This is a genomic window from Burkholderia sp. BCC1985, from assembly GCF_905339915.1.
Taxonomy (GTDB): Bacteria; Pseudomonadota; Gammaproteobacteria; order Burkholderiales; family Burkholderiaceae; genus Burkholderia.
Genome location: NZ_CAJPGY010000001.1, coordinates 303,442 through 318,980, shown reverse-complemented (window position 1 = coordinate 318,980; position 15,539 = coordinate 303,442). Strand labels below are relative to the sequence as shown.

The following is a 15,539-nucleotide window of genomic DNA, read 5'->3' as shown; positions in this document are numbered from 1 at the left end:
TGGGAGGGAGGGAAGGTTGCGCCGCTTACTGCGACGGCGCGACGTACGGCGCTGCCAGCGCACCGGACGGACCGTTGAACTGGAACGTCGGCGACATCGGCAGCGTGGTGGTGCTCACGTTTGCGGCGGCGCGATCGGTGTATGCGCGCGTGGCCGGCGTGACGCCGCGCGCGTTGGCTGCCGGCTTCGGCGGCGACACGATCTTCTGCAGGTCGGCGAGGCGCTGTGCGGTCGCGCCGCTCGTGCGGCCGAGCGATTGCGCGCGCTTGTACGATTCGGCCGCGAGGCGCAGATAGAGGTCGCCGAGGTTCTCGTATGCGAGCGAGTAGCTCGGGTTCGATTGCGTCGCGGTGACGAGCGCGCTGCGCGCTTCGTCGTAGCGGCCGTGCTTCGCGTAGAGCGCCGCGAGGTTGTTGTACGGTTCGGGCAGTTCGGGGTAGGCCTGCGTGATCGCGACGAACTGCTGGATCGCGTCGTCGTCGCGGTTCAGGCGGGCGAGCACGGTGCCGCGCTTGAACTGCGCCTGCACGTCGTGCGGATTCGCCGCGATGCGCGCGTCGAGTTGCGCGAGCGCCTGTTTCCATTGCTTGCCGGAGATCGACGCGTCGATTTCGGGCGTGCCGTCGGCGGTGGCCGGGGCCTTCTGCGCATGCGCCGCGGGGGCCGCGAACAGCGTCAGTGCGACGCCCATGACGGCGGTCGCAACGAGGGTCGCAGCGCTCGGCGCGCGGCCGCGATGAGGTTTCATAGGCGTAAATCGGAATGTTATACTCCGAGCCATTCTAACAAAACGTCTGCGCGTTCCGGCGAGCGGCAGACAGTCTTTCTTTGCCTCTCGTGGCCGTCACCGCTGTGCTTGCAGCCTGACCGCCCCATGTGATAACGAGGACGCGCGGCGGCGAGCCGCAGCAGGTGGTCCGTCCGTTTCGCATGCTGGGCGAGCTTCGCCAGGGCGGTTTCCTTCGGCTCACGGTTCATCTCTATGGAATCACTGCGCATCTACAACACGCTCGCGCGTGACAAGCAAGTTTTCGTGCCGCGCCAGTCAGGCGAAGTGCGGATGTACGTATGCGGGATTACCGTCTACGACTATTGTCACGTGGGCCACGCGCGCATGCTGGTCGTGTTCGACCTCGTCCAGCGCTGGCTGCGTGCGATCGGCTACCGGGTCACGTACGTGCGCAACATCACCGACATCGAGGACAAGATCATCCGCCGCGCGGTCGAGAACGGCGAGACGATCAAGTCGCTGACCGACCGGTTCATCGGCGCGATGCACGAGGATGAGGCGGCGCTCGGCATCCAGCGTCCGGACATCGAGCCGCGCGCGACGCAGTTCATTCCGCAGATGCTCGGGATGATCGAGAAGCTCGAGGCGAACGGCTACGCGTACCAGGCGAGCGACGGCGACGTCAACTATTCGGTGCGCAAGTTCGCGAACTACGGGAAGCTGTCGGGCAAGTCGCTCGACGACCTCCGCGCGGGCGAACGCGTTGCCGCAAACGATGCGAAGCAGGATCCGCTCGACTTCGTGCTGTGGAAGCGCGCGAAGGAGGACGAGCCCGACGGTGCGTCATGGGCATCGAAGTACGGGATGGGCCGGCCGGGCTGGCACATCGAGTGCTCGGCGATGGGCTGCACGCTGCTCGGCGAGCATTTCGACATCCACGGCGGCGGGCAGGATCTGCAATTCCCGCACCACGAGAACGAGATCGCGCAGAGCGAGGGCGCGACCGGCCAGACGTTCGTCAACTACTGGATGCACAACGGCTTCGTGCAGGTCGACAACGAGAAGATGTCGAAATCGCTCGGCAACTTCTTCACGATCCGCGAAGTGCTCGAGCGGTACGACGCCGAGGTCATGCGCTTCTTCATCGTGCGCACGCACTACCGGTCGCCGCTCAACTACAGCGACGTGCATCTCGACGACGCGCGCGCGTCGCTCACGCGCCTGTACACGGCGCTGAAGGATGTCGAGCCCGACACGCTCGCGCTCGACTGGAACGAGCCGCACGCGCAGCGTTTCGCGGCCGCGATGAACGACGACATCAACACGCCGGTCGCGGTGGCGACGCTGTTCGAACTGGCGGGTGAAGTCAATCGCACGCGCGATGCATCGCTCGCGCGGCAACTGAAACAACTGGCGGGCCTCCTGGGCCTGCTCGGCCGCGAACCGCGCGCGTTCCTGCAGCAGGGCACCGGTGCCGCGCAGGCGGGCGGGCTCGCAGCCGACGAAATCGAAGCGAAGATCGCCGCGCGTGTCGCGGCGAAGCAAGCGAAGGACTATGCCGAAGCGGACCGGATTCGGGCGGAACTGCTCGACGCCGGTATCGCACTTGAAGACAAACCGGGCGGATCGACCGAATGGCGTCGCGTATGAGCGCGATGCGTTCCACTGACCGATCCGTCAGGTAGGAGGCAGGATGGCAACGGCCAGAAAAGCGCCGGTCAGGCGTGCGACTCCGCTCGCCGCGCGTCCGGCAGCCAAGCGCGCGCCAGCGGCGAAGGCGGACGCGACGCGCGCCGTGCCGAACGGCGCGCTCAACGGTCATGTAAAGCCCGCGCGCGCGAAGGGCGTGGACGCGGCGCAGCCGGAGGTCGCGATGGCGGCCGCCGACGCGGCCCGCAAGATGCGGGCAGCCGATGCGGCAGTCGACGGCGCCGATGGCGTCGTGCGTCCCGCGTACTGGGATAAAGCGAGCGCCGATCTCGTCAAGCGCGACCGCATCCTGAAGAAGCTGATCCCGAAATTCGGCCCCGCGCATCTCGTGAAGCGCGGCGACCCGTTCGTCACGCTCGCGCGTTCGGTCGTCGGCCAGCAGATCTCGGTGCCGTCCGCGCAGGCGCTGTGGGCGCGCATCGAGGATGCGTGTCCGAAACTCGCACCGCAGCCGGTCATCCGGCTCGGCGCGGACAAGCTGATCGCGTGCGGGCTGTCGAAGCGCAAGACGGAATATATTCTCGATCTCGCGCAACACTTCGTGTCGGGCGCGCTGCACGTCGACAAATGGACGTCGATGGACGACGAGGACGTGATCGCGGAACTCACGCAGATCCGCGGCATCAGTCGCTGGACGGCCGAGATGTTCCTGATCTTCAACCTGTCGCGGCCGGACGTGCTGCCGCTCGACGATCCGGGCCTGATCCGCGCGATCAGCGTCAATTACTTCAGCGGGGAGCCCGTTACGCGCAGCGAGGCGCGTGAAGTGGCCGCCAACTGGGAGCCGTGGCGTACCGTCGCGACCTGGTACATGTGGCGCAGCCTCGACGCACCGGACGCCGACGCCGATTGACGGCTATCGGGTTTTAAACATCAATAGTTGAGAGCCGGTTTTGCACGTCGCCCGCGCGGGTAGAATACGCGCTGCCGCAAGACCCAAGGATTCGAACACATGAAGACCACGTTTCTGGATTTCGAACAGCCGATCGCCGAACTCGAGGCCAAGATCGAAGAGCTGCGATTCGTGCAGGACGACTCGGCTGTCGATATTTCGGAAGAAATCGAGCGGCTGTCGAAGAAAAGCCAGCAACTGACGAAGGACCTCTACGCGAACCTGTCGCCGTGGCAGGTCTCGCAGATCGCGCGGCATCCGCAGCGTCCGTACACGCTCGATTACGTTGCGGAGCTGTTTACCGATTTTCACGAACTGCATGGCGACCGCGCGTTCGCGGACGACCTGTCGATCGTCGGCGGCCTCGCGCGTTTCGGCGGCCATCCGTGCATGGTGATCGGCCACCAGAAGGGCCGCGACACGAAGGAGCGCGCCGCGCGCAACTTCGGGATGCCGCGTCCGGAAGGCTATCGCAAGGCCGAACGGCTGATGCGTCTCGCCGAGAAATTCGGGCTGCCGATCTTCACGTTCGTCGACACGCCGGGCGCGTACCCGGGCATCGGCGCGGAAGAGCGCGGCCAGTCGGAGGCGATCGGCCGCAACCTGTACGTGATGGCCGAACTGAAGACGCCGATCATCACGACCGTGATCGGCGAGGGCGGTTCGGGCGGTGCGCTCGCGATCGCGGTGGCCGACACCGTGATGATGCTGCAGTTCTCGACCTACTCGGTGATCTCGCCGGAAGGCTGCGCGTCGATCCTGTGGAAGAGCGCTGCGAAGGCGCCCGAGGCCGCGGAAGCGCTGGGCCTGACCGCGCATCGCCTGAAGGCGCTGGGCCTGATCGACAAGATCATCAACGAGCCGCTCGGCGGCGCGCACCGCGATCCGAAGGGCATGGCCGCGCTGCTGCGCCGTGCGCTCGCCGATTCGCTGCGCCAGTTCCAGGGCATGAGCATCGATGCGCTGCGCGAGCGCCGCTTCGAGCGTCTGATGGCCTACGGCAAGTTCAAGGAAACCACGCCCGGCGCATGACCGGCGTGTTCGCATCGCGCGCCGTCCGGCGCGCGTCTCGCTCGTGATCCCCCCGACCGAATTCTCCGCCGACCGCGTCGTCCTCGACGCGGTCGGCGTTGCGCTTGCCGAGATGCCGGCCGATGCGCGCATCGCGATCGCGTACAGCGGCGGCCTCGACTCGACGGTGCTGCTCGACGCGGCCGTGCGCGTGGCGGGCGCCGCGCGTTGCGTCGCGCTGCACGTGCACCACGGCCTGAGCGCGAACGCCGACGCATGGGTCGCGCATGCGCAGGCGACGGCCGGGCAACTTGGCGTCGCGTTCGAGTCGGAGCGTGTCGATGTGCCGCGCGATAGCGGCCTCGGCATCGAGGCGACCGCGCGCGAGCGCCGCTATGCGGCGCTCGACGCGATGTGCGAGCGCCACGGCGTGGCCGCGCTCTGGGTCGCGCAGCATGCGGACGACCAGGCGGAGACCGTGCTGCTTCAGCTGTTGCGCGGCGCGGGGATCGCGGGCCTGGCCGCGATGGCGCCGCGTTATCGGCCTGACGGCGCAAGCGTCGAGCGCGTGCGGCCGCTGTTGCGATTGTTGCGCGCGCAACTGGAGCGTTATGCGGCGCAGCGCGCGCTGACGTGGATCGACGACGAATCGAACGGCGACACGCGGTACGCGCGCAATGCGCTGCGCATCGACGTGCTGCCGGCGCTCGCCGTGCATTTCCCGGGTTTTCGCGATGCGCTGGGCCGCGCGGCCCAGCATGCGGCCGCCGCGCAGCGGCTGCTCGACGATCTCGCCGAACTGGATTTCGCCGGCGCCGCGCGCGACGACGGCCGCGCGCTGTCGCGCGATGCGCTGGTCGCGTTCGACGATACGCGCGGCGCCAACCTGCTGCGTTTCTGGATGCGCCGGCTCGGGCTGCCCGGTGCGTCGGCGGGGCGGCTGGCGAACATGATGCGGCAGTTGCGCGCCGCGCACGACGCGCATGCGCTGCGGGTCGATCACGCGGGGCAGTGCCTGCGGCTCTATCGCGACACCGTGTACTGGGAGGCGGGCGACAGCGCCGAGCCGGCCGACGACGGCACCGGAACGCCGCATCCCGAATCCTCGCTCGCGTGGGACGGCCAGGAAGTCTGGCGTGTGCCGGCATGGCGCGGCACGTTCGTGTTCGCGCCGGCCGAGGCCGGCAGCGACGGCGCGGTGCCGGAGGCGCTGCTGCGCGGCGCGACGCTCGCCGCGCGCGCCCGCGCGGGCGGGGAGCGGCTGCGTACGTCGCCCGGCGGCCCGGGCCGCACGCTGAAGAACCTGTTCCAGGAGCGCGGTGTGCCGGCCTGGCAGCGCGACGTGCCGCTGTTGTTTGCGGGCGACCGGCTCGTCTACGTGCCGCGGCTCGGCGTGAACCACGGCGACGGGCTATCTGGCGACGGCGGATGGCGCCGGATCGAGTGGCGTCCCGACCTGCTGATCGCATAGCGGCGGCACGCTTGCCGCCGCGCGATCGCGCGCCGGTTTTCACCATTTGGTAAACAGCGCCGGAACGCTTGCCGAACCGGCGAGCGGCTTGTCAAGCGGGCCTCTATCGGGTACGCTCGGTCGTTTGCTCGGCTCGATTTTTGAGCGATTTGTGCAGGTTTTCCGCGTGACGTACCCGGTTTGCGCGGCCTGATCGGCCTTCCGGGCAAAATCCGTCACGCTTGCGTGTTGCGTCCCAGCCGTCCCCCTCGTCGTCCGTCCACAGCCACAAGCCGCGTGACCGAACGGCAACGCGGCCTGCCCAGCGCGCCCGTGCGGCTTCTCCTCCAGTTCAGAACGACAATGGCACTCATCGTACACAAATACGGCGGCACTTCGATGGGCTCGGTCGAGCGCATCAAGAACGTCGCGAAACGCGTCGCAAAATGGCATCAGGCCGGGCACCAGATGGTGGTCGTGCCGTCCGCGATGTCCGGCGAAACCAACCGTCTGCTCGGTCTCGCGAAAGAGATTTCGAGCCAGCCGAGCCCGCGTGAGCTCGACATGATCGCGTCGACCGGCGAGCAGGTCAGCGTCGGCCTGCTGTCGATCGCGCTGCAGGAAATCGGCGTCGAGGCCGTGAGCTATGCCGGCTGGCAAGTGCCGATCAAGACGGACAGCGCGTTCACGAAGGCGCGCATTCACTCGATCGACGACGAGCGCGTGAAGGCCGATCTGAACGCCGGCAAGGTCGTGATCATCACGGGCTTCCAGGGCGTCGATCCGGACGGCCACATCACGACGCTGGGCCGCGGCGGCTCGGACACGTCGGCGGTGGCGGTCGCGGCCGCGCTGGATGCCGAAGAGTGCCTGATCTATACGGACGTCGACGGCGTCTACACGACCGACCCGCGCGTGGTCGAAGAGGCGCGACGCCTCGATCGCGTGACGTTCGAGGAAATGCTGGAAATGGCCAGCCTCGGCTCGAAGGTCCTGCAGATCCGCTCGGTCGAATTCGCCGGCAAATACCAGGTGAAGACGCGCGTGCTGTCGAGCCTGACCGATCCGCTGATTGCGCTCGACGAAGAAATGCGCTCGGGCACCCTGATTACTTTTGAAGAAGACGAGACCATGGAAAAGGCAGTCATTTCCGGCATCGCGTTCCAGCGCGACGAAGCACGCATTGCGGTGATGGGCGTGCCCGACAAGCCGGGCATCGCGTATCAGATCCTCGGCCCGGTCGCCGACGCGAACGTCGACGTCGACATGATCATCCAGAACCAGAGCGTCGAAGGGAAGACGGACTTCACGTTCACGGTCGGCCGCGGCGACTACCAGAAGGCGATGGACATCCTCACCAACCAGGTGCAGGGCCATGTGAGCGCCGAGCGCGTGCAGGGCGACCCGAAGGTGTCGAAGGTGTCGGTCGTCGGCGTCGGCATGCGTTCGCACGTGGGCGTCGCGAGCAAGATGTTCCGCACGCTGTCGGAAGAGGGCATCAACATCCAGATGATCTCGACGTCCGAAATCAAGATTTCGGTGCTGATCGACGAGAAATACATGGAGCTGGCCGTCCGCGCGCTGCACAAGGCATTCGAACTCGACCAGGCCGCGTGAATTTTTTCGTGATGCATTGAAGAAAATGCATCACGGAAATTGACGCACGGTTCGAAACCCTATATTATCTCGTTCTCGTCGCACTGCCTCCCTGGTGCGAGCGAAAGTTTGGGAGACGTGGCCGAGAGGTCGAAGGCACTCCCCTGCTAAGGGAGCATCTGGGCCAAAACCTGGATCGAGGGTTCGAATCCCTCCGTCTCCGCCAAAAGCGGTGACAAAGCCCCGCAAGTTCTCGGACTTGCGGGGCTTTTTCTTTTCCGGCGTCGTTTCCGCACGCACCGCCCGGCGCCACGCTTCGTCCGGACAGCCAATCAATGCTCGACTCGGGCGGCGCTCATGCGCTAAATAGGCGTATCGCCTCGCGCGGCTCAATCGGGAGTTCCGGCACGCATGCATTCCGTACTGACCATCCTTTCGCACCGTCCCGTCGACGGGCTCGTCGACAATCACGAACGTTACGCGCGAGCCCGCGGCTACCGGCACGCGATCGTCGACGGCACGCACGTGTACGGCGAGCGCCAGCAGGTGCTGCACAAGTACCACGCGATCATCGCGCAGCTCGTCGCGATGGAGCAGGGCGCGTTGCTGCTCGTGCTCGATCCGTTCTCGGTCGTGTTCGGCCAGCATGCGTTGCCGGCTGTCGCGGACGGTTATGACGCGATCGTCACGACGCAGACCTCGAAGTCGCCACTGCCCGCCGCGAGCGGCATGATCTTTCGCAACGTGCCCGACGTGCGCGAGCGCTTGCGCAAGCTGGTGGTCGAACTGGGCAAGTGGGCGATGCGCCTGCCCGAGCGGCAACACGCATGCGAGGCGACGCTGCTTGCCGAGCACTTCCCGCCGCTGCCGTTCGATCAGCCGCTCGCGACCGGCCATTTCGCGTCGGCCCAGACGGTATGGCGCGACGGGCTTGCGATCGACGCGGTCGTCGGCGCGCATCCGCTCGTGGCGCACCAGGCGCCCGAATGGCAGCAGATCGATGGCGTATGGGCGCCGACGCCCGACTACGACTTTCGCTACGTGCTCGCGCTCGTCGACGACGCGGCGCGTGTCCAGCGGGGCGAGCAGCCGCGCGCGATGGACGACTGGCGCACCGCGCAGCAACGCCCGCGCGAGCCGGCGCGACACCTGAACCCGCACGCAAGCATTGCGTTCGTGAGCCTGCACACGTCGCACATCGCCGGTTACGGCGATCTTCACGAAGAGAACTTCGTTCGCTACTGTACGCGACACGGCTATGCGTACCACGCGTATCGCGAACCGCCCACGTTCCTGCCGGCCGGCGTCGATGCGAACTGGGCGAAGCTGCACCTGATTCGCGAACATCTGCCGGATCACGCGTTCGTGTTCTGGGTCGACGCCGATATCCTCGCGATCGACCAGCGCCAGACGGTCGACGGCGTGATCGACGGCCGCGATTTCGTGATCGGCACCGACCACACGGCCTGGGCGATCAACTCGTGCATGATCGGCGTGCGCAACGTCGCGCCGATGCGCGAACTGGTCGAACGCATATGCGTGCGCATCGAGCGCATCGGCGATCGGTCGTCGGTCTATGCGAGCGGCGGCGACCAGCAGGCGATCTATGTCGAACTGCTGGAGGCGGGCATGATCGACGCGCGCTACATCGTCGATGCGATGTCGCTCGCGTCATCGCCGGTCTATGCGACGCGCGACAGCCGCTTCGTCCATTTCCCCGCGCAACACAATCACTATCGCGCGGTGACGATGCGCGTATGGGACAGGCTGAGCCATCAACGCTGACGGAATGCGCGGCGATTTCCGTGTTCCGGATCGCGGCGATCGGCGGCCGGTGAAATAAAAATGAAAGTATCCGTGTAAGGATTGAATCGCTCTCATTCATCCTTCCCCGCATTCCACGCTTGCGCCCCGAAGAATCGGTCTTCCGCCCAAAAATGCGGCATCGCACCGATTCGTGCGATCGGCGTCGCATCACAATACGAAAAATTACGCATAAAAATCAGCGATCTATCCGGGCGTCGTGAAAAGCTCCTCTGCTGCGATGCAAAAAATAATCATTCGCCTTATGCTGGTTAACCCGATTGCGCTTGAGCGGCGTCAAGCTTTGCCCTGATTCCGCTTTACATTTTGCCAACATTGGCGGTCCACGAAATCTATCTGTCGATTTGATTTCGTTTCCTTCGTCACGCCTGTTTCCGATGCAGCGCGCGACCCTCTCAAGGCCTGTTGACATGCATGATTTCCCCTTTCTGAGCCTGGCGATCTGGGTTCCGATCCTGTTCGGCGCGTGCCTGCTGCGCGCCGGTTCCGACCGTCATCCGCATCGCACGAGACTGATCGCGCTGGTCGGCGCACTCGCGGGGCTGGCCGCTGTCGTGCCGCTCGTCACCGGTTTCGATTCGCACTCGGCCGCGATGCAGTTCGCCGAAACCCGCAACTGGCTGGCGGCCTTCAACGCCGGCTGGCGCGTCGGGATCGACGGCGCGTCGCTGTGGCTTGTCGTGCTGACCGCCTTCACGACGCTCGTCGTCGTGATCGCGTCGTGGGAAGCGGTGACGGTGCGGGTCGCGCAGTACTACGCGTCGTTCCTGATCCTGTCGGGGCTGATGGTCGGCGTGTTCGTCGCGCAGGACGGGCTGCTGTTCTTCATCTTCTTCGAGGCGACGCTGATTCCGCTGTACCTGCTGATCGGCACGTGGGGCAGGGAGCATCGCGTCTACGCGGCCGTGAAGTTCTTCTTCATCTCGTTCGCGGGTTCGCTGCTGCTGCTGATGGCGATGCTGTACCTGTATGCGAAGTCGCATACGTTCGACATGAACGCATGGCGCACGCTGCAGCTCGGCTTCGCGCCGCAGCTGCTGGTGTTCCTCGGCTTCTTCGCCGCGTTCGCGGTCAAGGTGCCGATGTGGCCGGTTCATACGTGGCTGCGCGACGTCTACACCGACGGCCCGACGGGTGCCGCGCTGATGCTCGCGATGCTCAAGCTCGGCGGCTACGGCTTCCTGCGCTTCGCGCTGCCGATCACGCCGGACGCGAGCCACTTCTTCGCGCCGGCCGTGATCGCGCTGTCGCTGTTCGCGATCGTCTACGCGAGCCTGATCGCGCTGGCGCAGACCGATCTCGGCAAGCTGCTCGCGTATTCGACGGTCGCGCACATGGGGATCGTCACGCTCGGGCTGTTCCTGTTCAACCAGATCGGCGTCGAAGGCGCGATCGTGCAGCTCGTGTCGTACGGCTTCGTCGCGGGCGCGATGCTGCTGTGCGTGAGCGTGCTGGTCGATCGCACGAAGCAGCGCGAGATCGCCGCGTACGGCGGCGTGGCGGGCGTGATGCCGCGCTTCGCGACGTTCGCGCTGCTGTTCGCGATGGCCAACGTCGGCCTGCCGGGCACGTCGGGTTTCGTCGGCGAGTTCATGGTCATCATGGGCGCGATCCGCGTCAACTTCTGGATCGGCGCGATCGCGGCGCTCACACTGATCCTCAGCGCGTCGTACACGCTGTGGATGGTCAAGCGCGTCGTGTTCGGCAAGATCGCGGGTCCGCGTATCGCGAAGCTCGCCGACCTGAGCCGCCGCGAGATCGTGATGTTCGCGTCGCTCGCGCTGATCGTGCTGATGGTGGGCGTCGATCCGAAGCCGTTCACCGACGCGATCGATCCGACCGTCGCACGGCTGATCGAGGAAGCGAGCCGTTCGAAGCTGCCGGCCGGCGATGGCGGCGCACCGGCGCAGCCGGCGTACATGGCCGCGGCGCACGGCTGAGCGCGTGACGCCGCGCACGATGTCCGCATCGCGTGCCGATGCGGACATCGTTGCGCGCGCATTCATCGGGGCAGGGCGGACACGAGCCCGCGGCTTCCGCCGATTTCGGCCGTCTCAAGGCCCTCGGCGTGAGGCCCGCGGCCGCCTCCCGGCTGCGTGAAATTGCCCCGCGACAATCTGTCTCACTGCGGATTTTGCAATGATGATTTGTCGCACCCACCGGTTTTTCGCCGCGCCCGCGCGACGTATGATTCGGCCACTTTCGTGGATCGAATGCGCATCGGGCAAACGCAACGGATTCAATGACCCTCGGGCTGTGTGATGAAAAGAAGAGCTTCAAAAGGCTGGACGGCGCTGATATCGATCGGCGTGGCGCTGAGTCTGTCAGGCTGTAATTTAGATGTACTAAATCCGAAAGGAAGCGTCGGGGCCGCCGAAAAGGCGCTGATCGCGACCTCGACATGGGCGATGCTGATCGTCGTCGTGCCGGTGATCCTGCTCACGCTGTGGTTCGCGTGGCGTTACCGCGCATCGAACCGCAACGCCGCCTATGCGCCGAACTGGTCGCACTCGACCGCGATCGAGGTCGTGATCTGGACGGTGCCGACGCTGATCATCCTGTTCCTCGGCGTGCTCACGTGGAAAACCACGCACGAGCTCGATCCGTACAAGCCGCTCGAGTCGTCGGTGAAGCCGATCGACGTCGAGGTCGTCGCGCTCGACTGGAAGTGGCTGTTCATCTATCCGGAACTCGGCATCGCGTCGGTGAACCAGCTCGCGATTCCGGTCGGCACGCCGGTGAATTTCCGCATCACGTCGGATTCGGTGATGAACTCGTTCTTCATTCCGCAGCTCGGCGGCCAGGTCTACGCGATGGCCGGCATGCAGACGCGCCTGCACCTGATCGCCGATGAAGCCGGCGACTACGCGGGCACGTCCGCCAACTTCAGCGGCCGCGGCTTCTCCGACATGAAGTTCCGCACGCTCGCCGAGCCGCGCGAACAGTTCGACGCATGGGTGCAGAAGGTCAAGGCGTCGCCCGACCGGCTCGACGCGACCGTGTACGGCACCGTCGCGCAGCCGAGCGAGAAGGCGCCCGTGCGCTACTTCTCGTCGGTGGATCCGCGGCTCTTCCACAACATCATCGCGAAATACAACGATGGCCACGTCCTCGATCTGAAGGACGCCGCCTGCGGCACGAAGGGGTAACGCATGTTCGGCAAACTCACACTGGCGGCGATCCCGTTCGATCAGCCCATCATCATGGTGGCAGGCGCCTTCATGGGGCTGGTCGTGCTGGGCATTCTCGCCGCACTGACGATCACCGGCCGCTGGAAGTGGCTGTGGACGGAATGGCTGACGACGGTCGACCACAAGAAACTCGGCGTGATGTACATCATCGTCGCGCTGATCATGCTGCTGCGCGGCTTCGCCGACGCGATCATGATGCGCATGCAGCTCGCGCTCGCGTACAACGCGCCCGGCTACCTGCCGCCGCACCACTATGACCAGATCTTCACGGCACACGGCGTGATCATGATCTTCTTCATGGCGATGGTGTTCATGGTCGGCCTGATGAACCTCGTCGTGCCGCTGCAGATCGGCGCGCGCGACGTCGCGTTCCCGTTCATCAACTCGCTCTCGTTCTGGATGACGGCGGTCAGCGCGATCCTGATCAACATCTCGCTCGTGATCGGCGAGTTCGCGCAGACGGGCTGGCTCGCGTATCCGCCGCTGTCGGAGCTGCAGTTCAGCCCGGGGGTAGGGGTCGACTATTACCTGTGGGCGCTGCAGATTTCGGGTGTCGGCACGCTGCTGACCGGCGTGAACTTCTTCGTGACGATCATCAAGATGCGCGCGCCGGGCATGACGCTGATGAAGATGCCGGTGTTCACGTGGACGGCCCTCTGCACGAACGTGCTGATCATGGCGTCGTTCCCGATCCTGACCGCGACGCTCGCGCTGCTCGGCCTCGACCGCTACCTCGGCATGCACTTCTTCACGAACGAAGCCGGCGGCAACGCGATGCTGTACCTGAACCTGATCTGGGCGTGGGGCCATCCGGAGGTGTACATCCTGATCCTGCCGGCGTTCGGCATCTTCTCGGAAGTCATCGCGACGTTCTCGAAGAAGCCGCTGTTCGGCTACAAGACGATGGTGTACGCGACCTGCGCGATCATGGTGCTGTCGTTCCTCGTGTGGCTGCATCACTTCTTCACGATGGGCTCCGGTGCGAACGTGAACGCGTTCTTCGGCATCATGACGATGATCATCGCGATCCCGACCGGCGTGAAGGTGTTCAACTGGCTGTTTACGATGTACCGCGGCCGGATCGAATTCACGACGCCGGTGCTGTGGACGATCGGCTTCATGGTCACGTTCACGCTCGGCGGCATGACCGGCGTGATGATGGCGATCCCGGGCGCGGACTTCGTGCTTCACAACAGCCTGTTCCTGATCGCGCACTTCCACAACGTGATCATCGGCGGCGTGCTGTTCGGCTATCTCGCGGGCTTCAACTACTGGTTCCCGAAGGCGTTCGGCTTCAAGCTGAACGAGAAGCTCGGCAAGGCCGCGTTCTGGTTCTGGCAGGTCGGCTTCTACGTCGCGTTCGTGCCGCTCTACGTGCTCGGCTTCATGGGCATGACGCGGCGCCTGAACCACTACGACAATCCGGCGTGGCATCCGTGGCTGCTGGTCGCCGCGTTCGGCGCCGTGCTGATCGCGATCGGCATCGCGTGCCAGCTGCTGCAGCTGGTGGTCAGCATCCGCAACCGCAACCTGCCGGCATATCGCGACACCACGGGCGACCCGTGGGGCGGCCGCACGCTGGAATGGGCGACCTCGTCGCCGCCGGCCGAGTACAACTTCGCGGTGATCCCGCAGGTGCGCACGCTCGACGCGTACGCCGACATGAAGGCACGCGGCGACGGCCGGCCGAACCCGGCGGCGATCCGCGACATCCACATGCCGTCGAATACGTGCGCGGGTCTCGTGGTCGCGGTCTTCAGCCTGGTGCTCGGCTTCGCGCTGGTGTGGCACATCTGGTGGATGGCGATCGGCGGCCTGGTCGGCATCGTCGCGACGCTCGTGGTCTACAGCTCGCGTGACAACGACGGCTACTACATCCCGGCGTCGAAGGTGCGCAGGATCGAAGAGAAGCAACCGGCGGCGCGCGTGGCCACGCGTGTCGACGACGTGGAACTGGAGGCCAACTGATGTTGCAGAAAACCCTGAGCGCAACCCTGCTCGAGCACGACGACCATCCGCCGTCGCACTCGGTGTTCGGCTTCTGGCTGTACCTGATGACCGACTGCGTGATCTTCGCGGCGCTGTTCGCGACGTTCGCGGTGCTCGGCAACCAGTATGCGGGCGGTCCGACCGCGAAGGACCTGTTCGACATTCCGGGCGTCGCGGTGGAAACCGCCGCGCTGCTGCTGTCGAGCATTACCTACGGCTTCGCGATGCTGGCCGCGTACAAGCAGCGGCGCGGCGCGCTGCTCGCGTGGCTCGCGGTGACGTTCGTGCTCGGCGCGGCGTTCCTCGCGATGGAGCTGCGCGAGTTCTCGCACCTGATCGCGGAAGGCGCGGGCCCGCAGCGCAGCGCGTTCCTGTCGGCGTTCTTCACGCTGGTCGGCACGCACGGGCTGCACGTGACGGCCGGCCTCGTGTGGATGATCGTGCTCGCCGGGCAGATCGTGCTGCGCGGCGGCGACCTGACCGATCGCGACCTGCGGCGTCTGACGTGCCTGAGCCTCTTCTGGCACTTCCTCGACATCGTGTGGATTTGCGTGTTTTCCTTTGTCTATCTCGCGAGCGTGATCTAAATGGCCCATTCGCATTCGTCGCAACTCGAAGAAGGGCACGGCAGCGTCGGCGGCTATGTCGCCGGTTTCATCCTGTCGGTGCTGCTCACGGCCGCGTCGTTCGGCCTCGTGATGGGCGGCGTGCTGTCGCCGCACGCATCGCTGATCGCGCTCGCCGTGCTCGCATTCGTGCAGATCGTCGTGCACCTCGTGTACTTCCTGCACATGAACGGTTCGTCCGGCCAACGCTGGAACGTGATGGCGTTCAGCTACACCGTGCTGACGGCGGCGATCCTGATCGTCGGCACGCTGTGGGTGATGCACAACGTCAGCATGAACATGATGTCGCGCTGAGCCCGTGAGCGGCTGAGCGGCATCGCGGCGCAGCGGACGATCTCCATGCGCTTTCATGCATCAAAGGCGGCACGCGAGTGCCGCCTTTGTCATTGTGGCCGCGCGGTGTGCGTGGCGTCGCTCGACGCGGCGCGGGCCAGGATGAAAGATGTTTCAGGAAATGGCGGAGCGGACGTCGCGGCAGCGCGTCAATTGTTACAAGACGTTAGCGGACGCTTCCACGTGC

General features: G+C 65.6%; 12 protein-coding genes, 1 tRNA gene and 1 pseudogene. 12 read left to right on the top strand and 2 right to left on the bottom strand.

The annotated features are described in order from the left end of the window. Positions 1-25 precede the first annotated feature (25 nt). A complete protein-coding gene (locus U4Z31_RS01485) occupies positions 26-748 on the bottom strand; it encodes a tetratricopeptide repeat protein (protein WP_321809250.1) in 723 nt (240 codons plus the stop codon). A gap of 234 nt (positions 749-982) precedes the next feature. Here U4Z31_RS01485 and cysS point away from each other — a divergent pair, with 234 nt between their 5' ends. From cysS to tilS, 4 genes are all read left to right on the top strand, one after another. Beyond that, entirely contained in the window at positions 983-2,380 is a 1,398-nt protein-coding gene (gene cysS, locus U4Z31_RS01480; RefSeq protein ID WP_044847975.1) for a cysteine--tRNA ligase, read from the top strand. A 43-nt stretch (positions 2,381-2,423) separates the two neighbouring features. Continuing rightward, positions 2,424-3,293 carry a DNA-3-methyladenine glycosylase gene (locus tag U4Z31_RS01475; protein ID WP_321809249.1) on the top strand — a complete coding sequence of 290 codons (870 nt, stop codon included), beginning with the start codon at positions 2,424-2,426 and terminating at the stop codon, positions 3,291-3,293. A gap of 99 nt (positions 3,294-3,392) precedes the next feature. Beyond that, entirely contained in the window at positions 3,393-4,364 is a 972-nt protein-coding gene (locus U4Z31_RS01470) for an acetyl-CoA carboxylase carboxyltransferase subunit alpha (RefSeq protein ID WP_006478433.1), read from the top strand. 43 nt (positions 4,365-4,407) lie between these two features. Next, positions 4,408-5,814: a tRNA lysidine(34) synthetase TilS gene (gene tilS / locus U4Z31_RS01465; RefSeq protein WP_321809248.1), complete on the top strand. Its 1,407-nt coding sequence runs from the start codon at positions 4,408-4,410 to the stop codon at positions 5,812-5,814. A 122-nt stretch (positions 5,815-5,936) separates the two neighbouring features. On the opposite strand, the pseudogene U4Z31_RS37120 reads toward tilS, so the two are convergent. Then, positions 5,937-6,174, bottom strand: a pseudogene (locus U4Z31_RS37120) (hypothetical protein); the annotation flags it as partial. On the opposite strand from U4Z31_RS37120, the gene U4Z31_RS01460 reads away from it, so the two are divergent. From U4Z31_RS01460 to cyoD, 8 genes are all read left to right on the top strand, one after another. Next, positions 6,157-7,410, top strand: a complete 1,254-nt coding sequence (locus U4Z31_RS01460; RefSeq protein ID WP_040144529.1) for an aspartate kinase — start codon at positions 6,157-6,159, stop codon at positions 7,408-7,410. The pseudogene U4Z31_RS37120 and the gene U4Z31_RS01460 sit on opposite strands and share 18 nt — an antisense overlap. A gap of 111 nt (positions 7,411-7,521) precedes the next feature. Further along, positions 7,522-7,615, top strand: a tRNA-Ser gene (locus U4Z31_RS01455). Between the two features lie 185 nt (positions 7,616-7,800). After that, positions 7,801-9,174: a hypothetical protein gene (locus tag U4Z31_RS01450; protein ID WP_321809247.1), complete on the top strand. Its 1,374-nt coding sequence runs from the start codon at positions 7,801-7,803 to the stop codon at positions 9,172-9,174. A 449-nt stretch (positions 9,175-9,623) separates the two neighbouring features. Continuing rightward, entirely contained in the window at positions 9,624-11,153 is a 1,530-nt protein-coding gene (locus U4Z31_RS01445) for a complex I subunit 4 family protein (protein WP_124488279.1), read from the top strand. A gap of 321 nt (positions 11,154-11,474) precedes the next feature. Next, positions 11,475-12,362, top strand: a complete 888-nt coding sequence (gene cyoA, locus U4Z31_RS01440) for a ubiquinol oxidase subunit II (RefSeq protein ID WP_321809246.1) — start codon at positions 11,475-11,477, stop codon at positions 12,360-12,362. Between the two features lie 3 nt (positions 12,363-12,365). Further along, a complete protein-coding gene (gene cyoB / locus U4Z31_RS01435; protein ID WP_044847969.1) occupies positions 12,366-14,372 on the top strand; it encodes a cytochrome o ubiquinol oxidase subunit I in 2,007 nt (668 codons plus the stop codon). Next, positions 14,372-14,980, top strand: coding sequence for a cytochrome o ubiquinol oxidase subunit III (gene cyoC / locus U4Z31_RS01430; RefSeq protein WP_044847968.1), 609 nt, complete (start codon positions 14,372-14,374; stop codon positions 14,978-14,980). The genes cyoB and cyoC overlap by 1 nt, the downstream gene beginning before the upstream one ends. After that, positions 14,981-15,313 carry a cytochrome o ubiquinol oxidase subunit IV gene (cyoD, locus tag U4Z31_RS01425; RefSeq protein ID WP_011352504.1) on the top strand — a complete coding sequence of 111 codons (333 nt, stop codon included), beginning with the start codon at positions 14,981-14,983 and terminating at the stop codon, positions 15,311-15,313. Positions 15,314-15,539: the final 226 nt, after the last annotated feature.

Excerpts from the sequence above, each read along its gene's own strand:
- cyoB (WP_044847969.1), top strand. The coding sequence starts at position 12,366 with ATGTTCGGCAAACTCACACTGGCGGCGATCCCGTTCGATCAGCCCATC.
- U4Z31_RS01475 (WP_321809249.1), top strand. The coding sequence starts at position 2,424 with ATGGCAACGGCCAGAAAAGCGCCGGTCAGGCGTGCGACTCCGCTCGCC.
- cyoC (WP_044847968.1), top strand. The coding sequence starts at position 14,372 with ATGTTGCAGAAAACCCTGAGCGCAACCCTGCTCGAGCACGACGACCAT.
- U4Z31_RS01485 (WP_321809250.1), bottom strand. The coding sequence starts at position 748 with ATGAAACCTCATCGCGGCCGCGCGCCGAGCGCTGCGACCCTCGTTGCG.
- U4Z31_RS01460 (WP_040144529.1), top strand. The coding sequence starts at position 6,157 with ATGGCACTCATCGTACACAAATACGGCGGCACTTCGATGGGCTCGGTC.
- U4Z31_RS01445 (WP_124488279.1), top strand. The coding sequence starts at position 9,624 with ATGCATGATTTCCCCTTTCTGAGCCTGGCGATCTGGGTTCCGATCCTG.
- U4Z31_RS01450 (WP_321809247.1), top strand. The coding sequence starts at position 7,801 with ATGCATTCCGTACTGACCATCCTTTCGCACCGTCCCGTCGACGGGCTC.
- cyoD (WP_011352504.1), top strand. The coding sequence starts at position 14,981 with ATGGCCCATTCGCATTCGTCGCAACTCGAAGAAGGGCACGGCAGCGTC.
- cysS (WP_044847975.1), top strand. The coding sequence starts at position 983 with ATGGAATCACTGCGCATCTACAACACGCTCGCGCGTGACAAGCAAGTT.
- U4Z31_RS01470 (WP_006478433.1), top strand. The coding sequence starts at position 3,393 with ATGAAGACCACGTTTCTGGATTTCGAACAGCCGATCGCCGAACTCGAG.
- cyoA (WP_321809246.1), top strand. The coding sequence starts at position 11,475 with ATGAAAAGAAGAGCTTCAAAAGGCTGGACGGCGCTGATATCGATCGGC.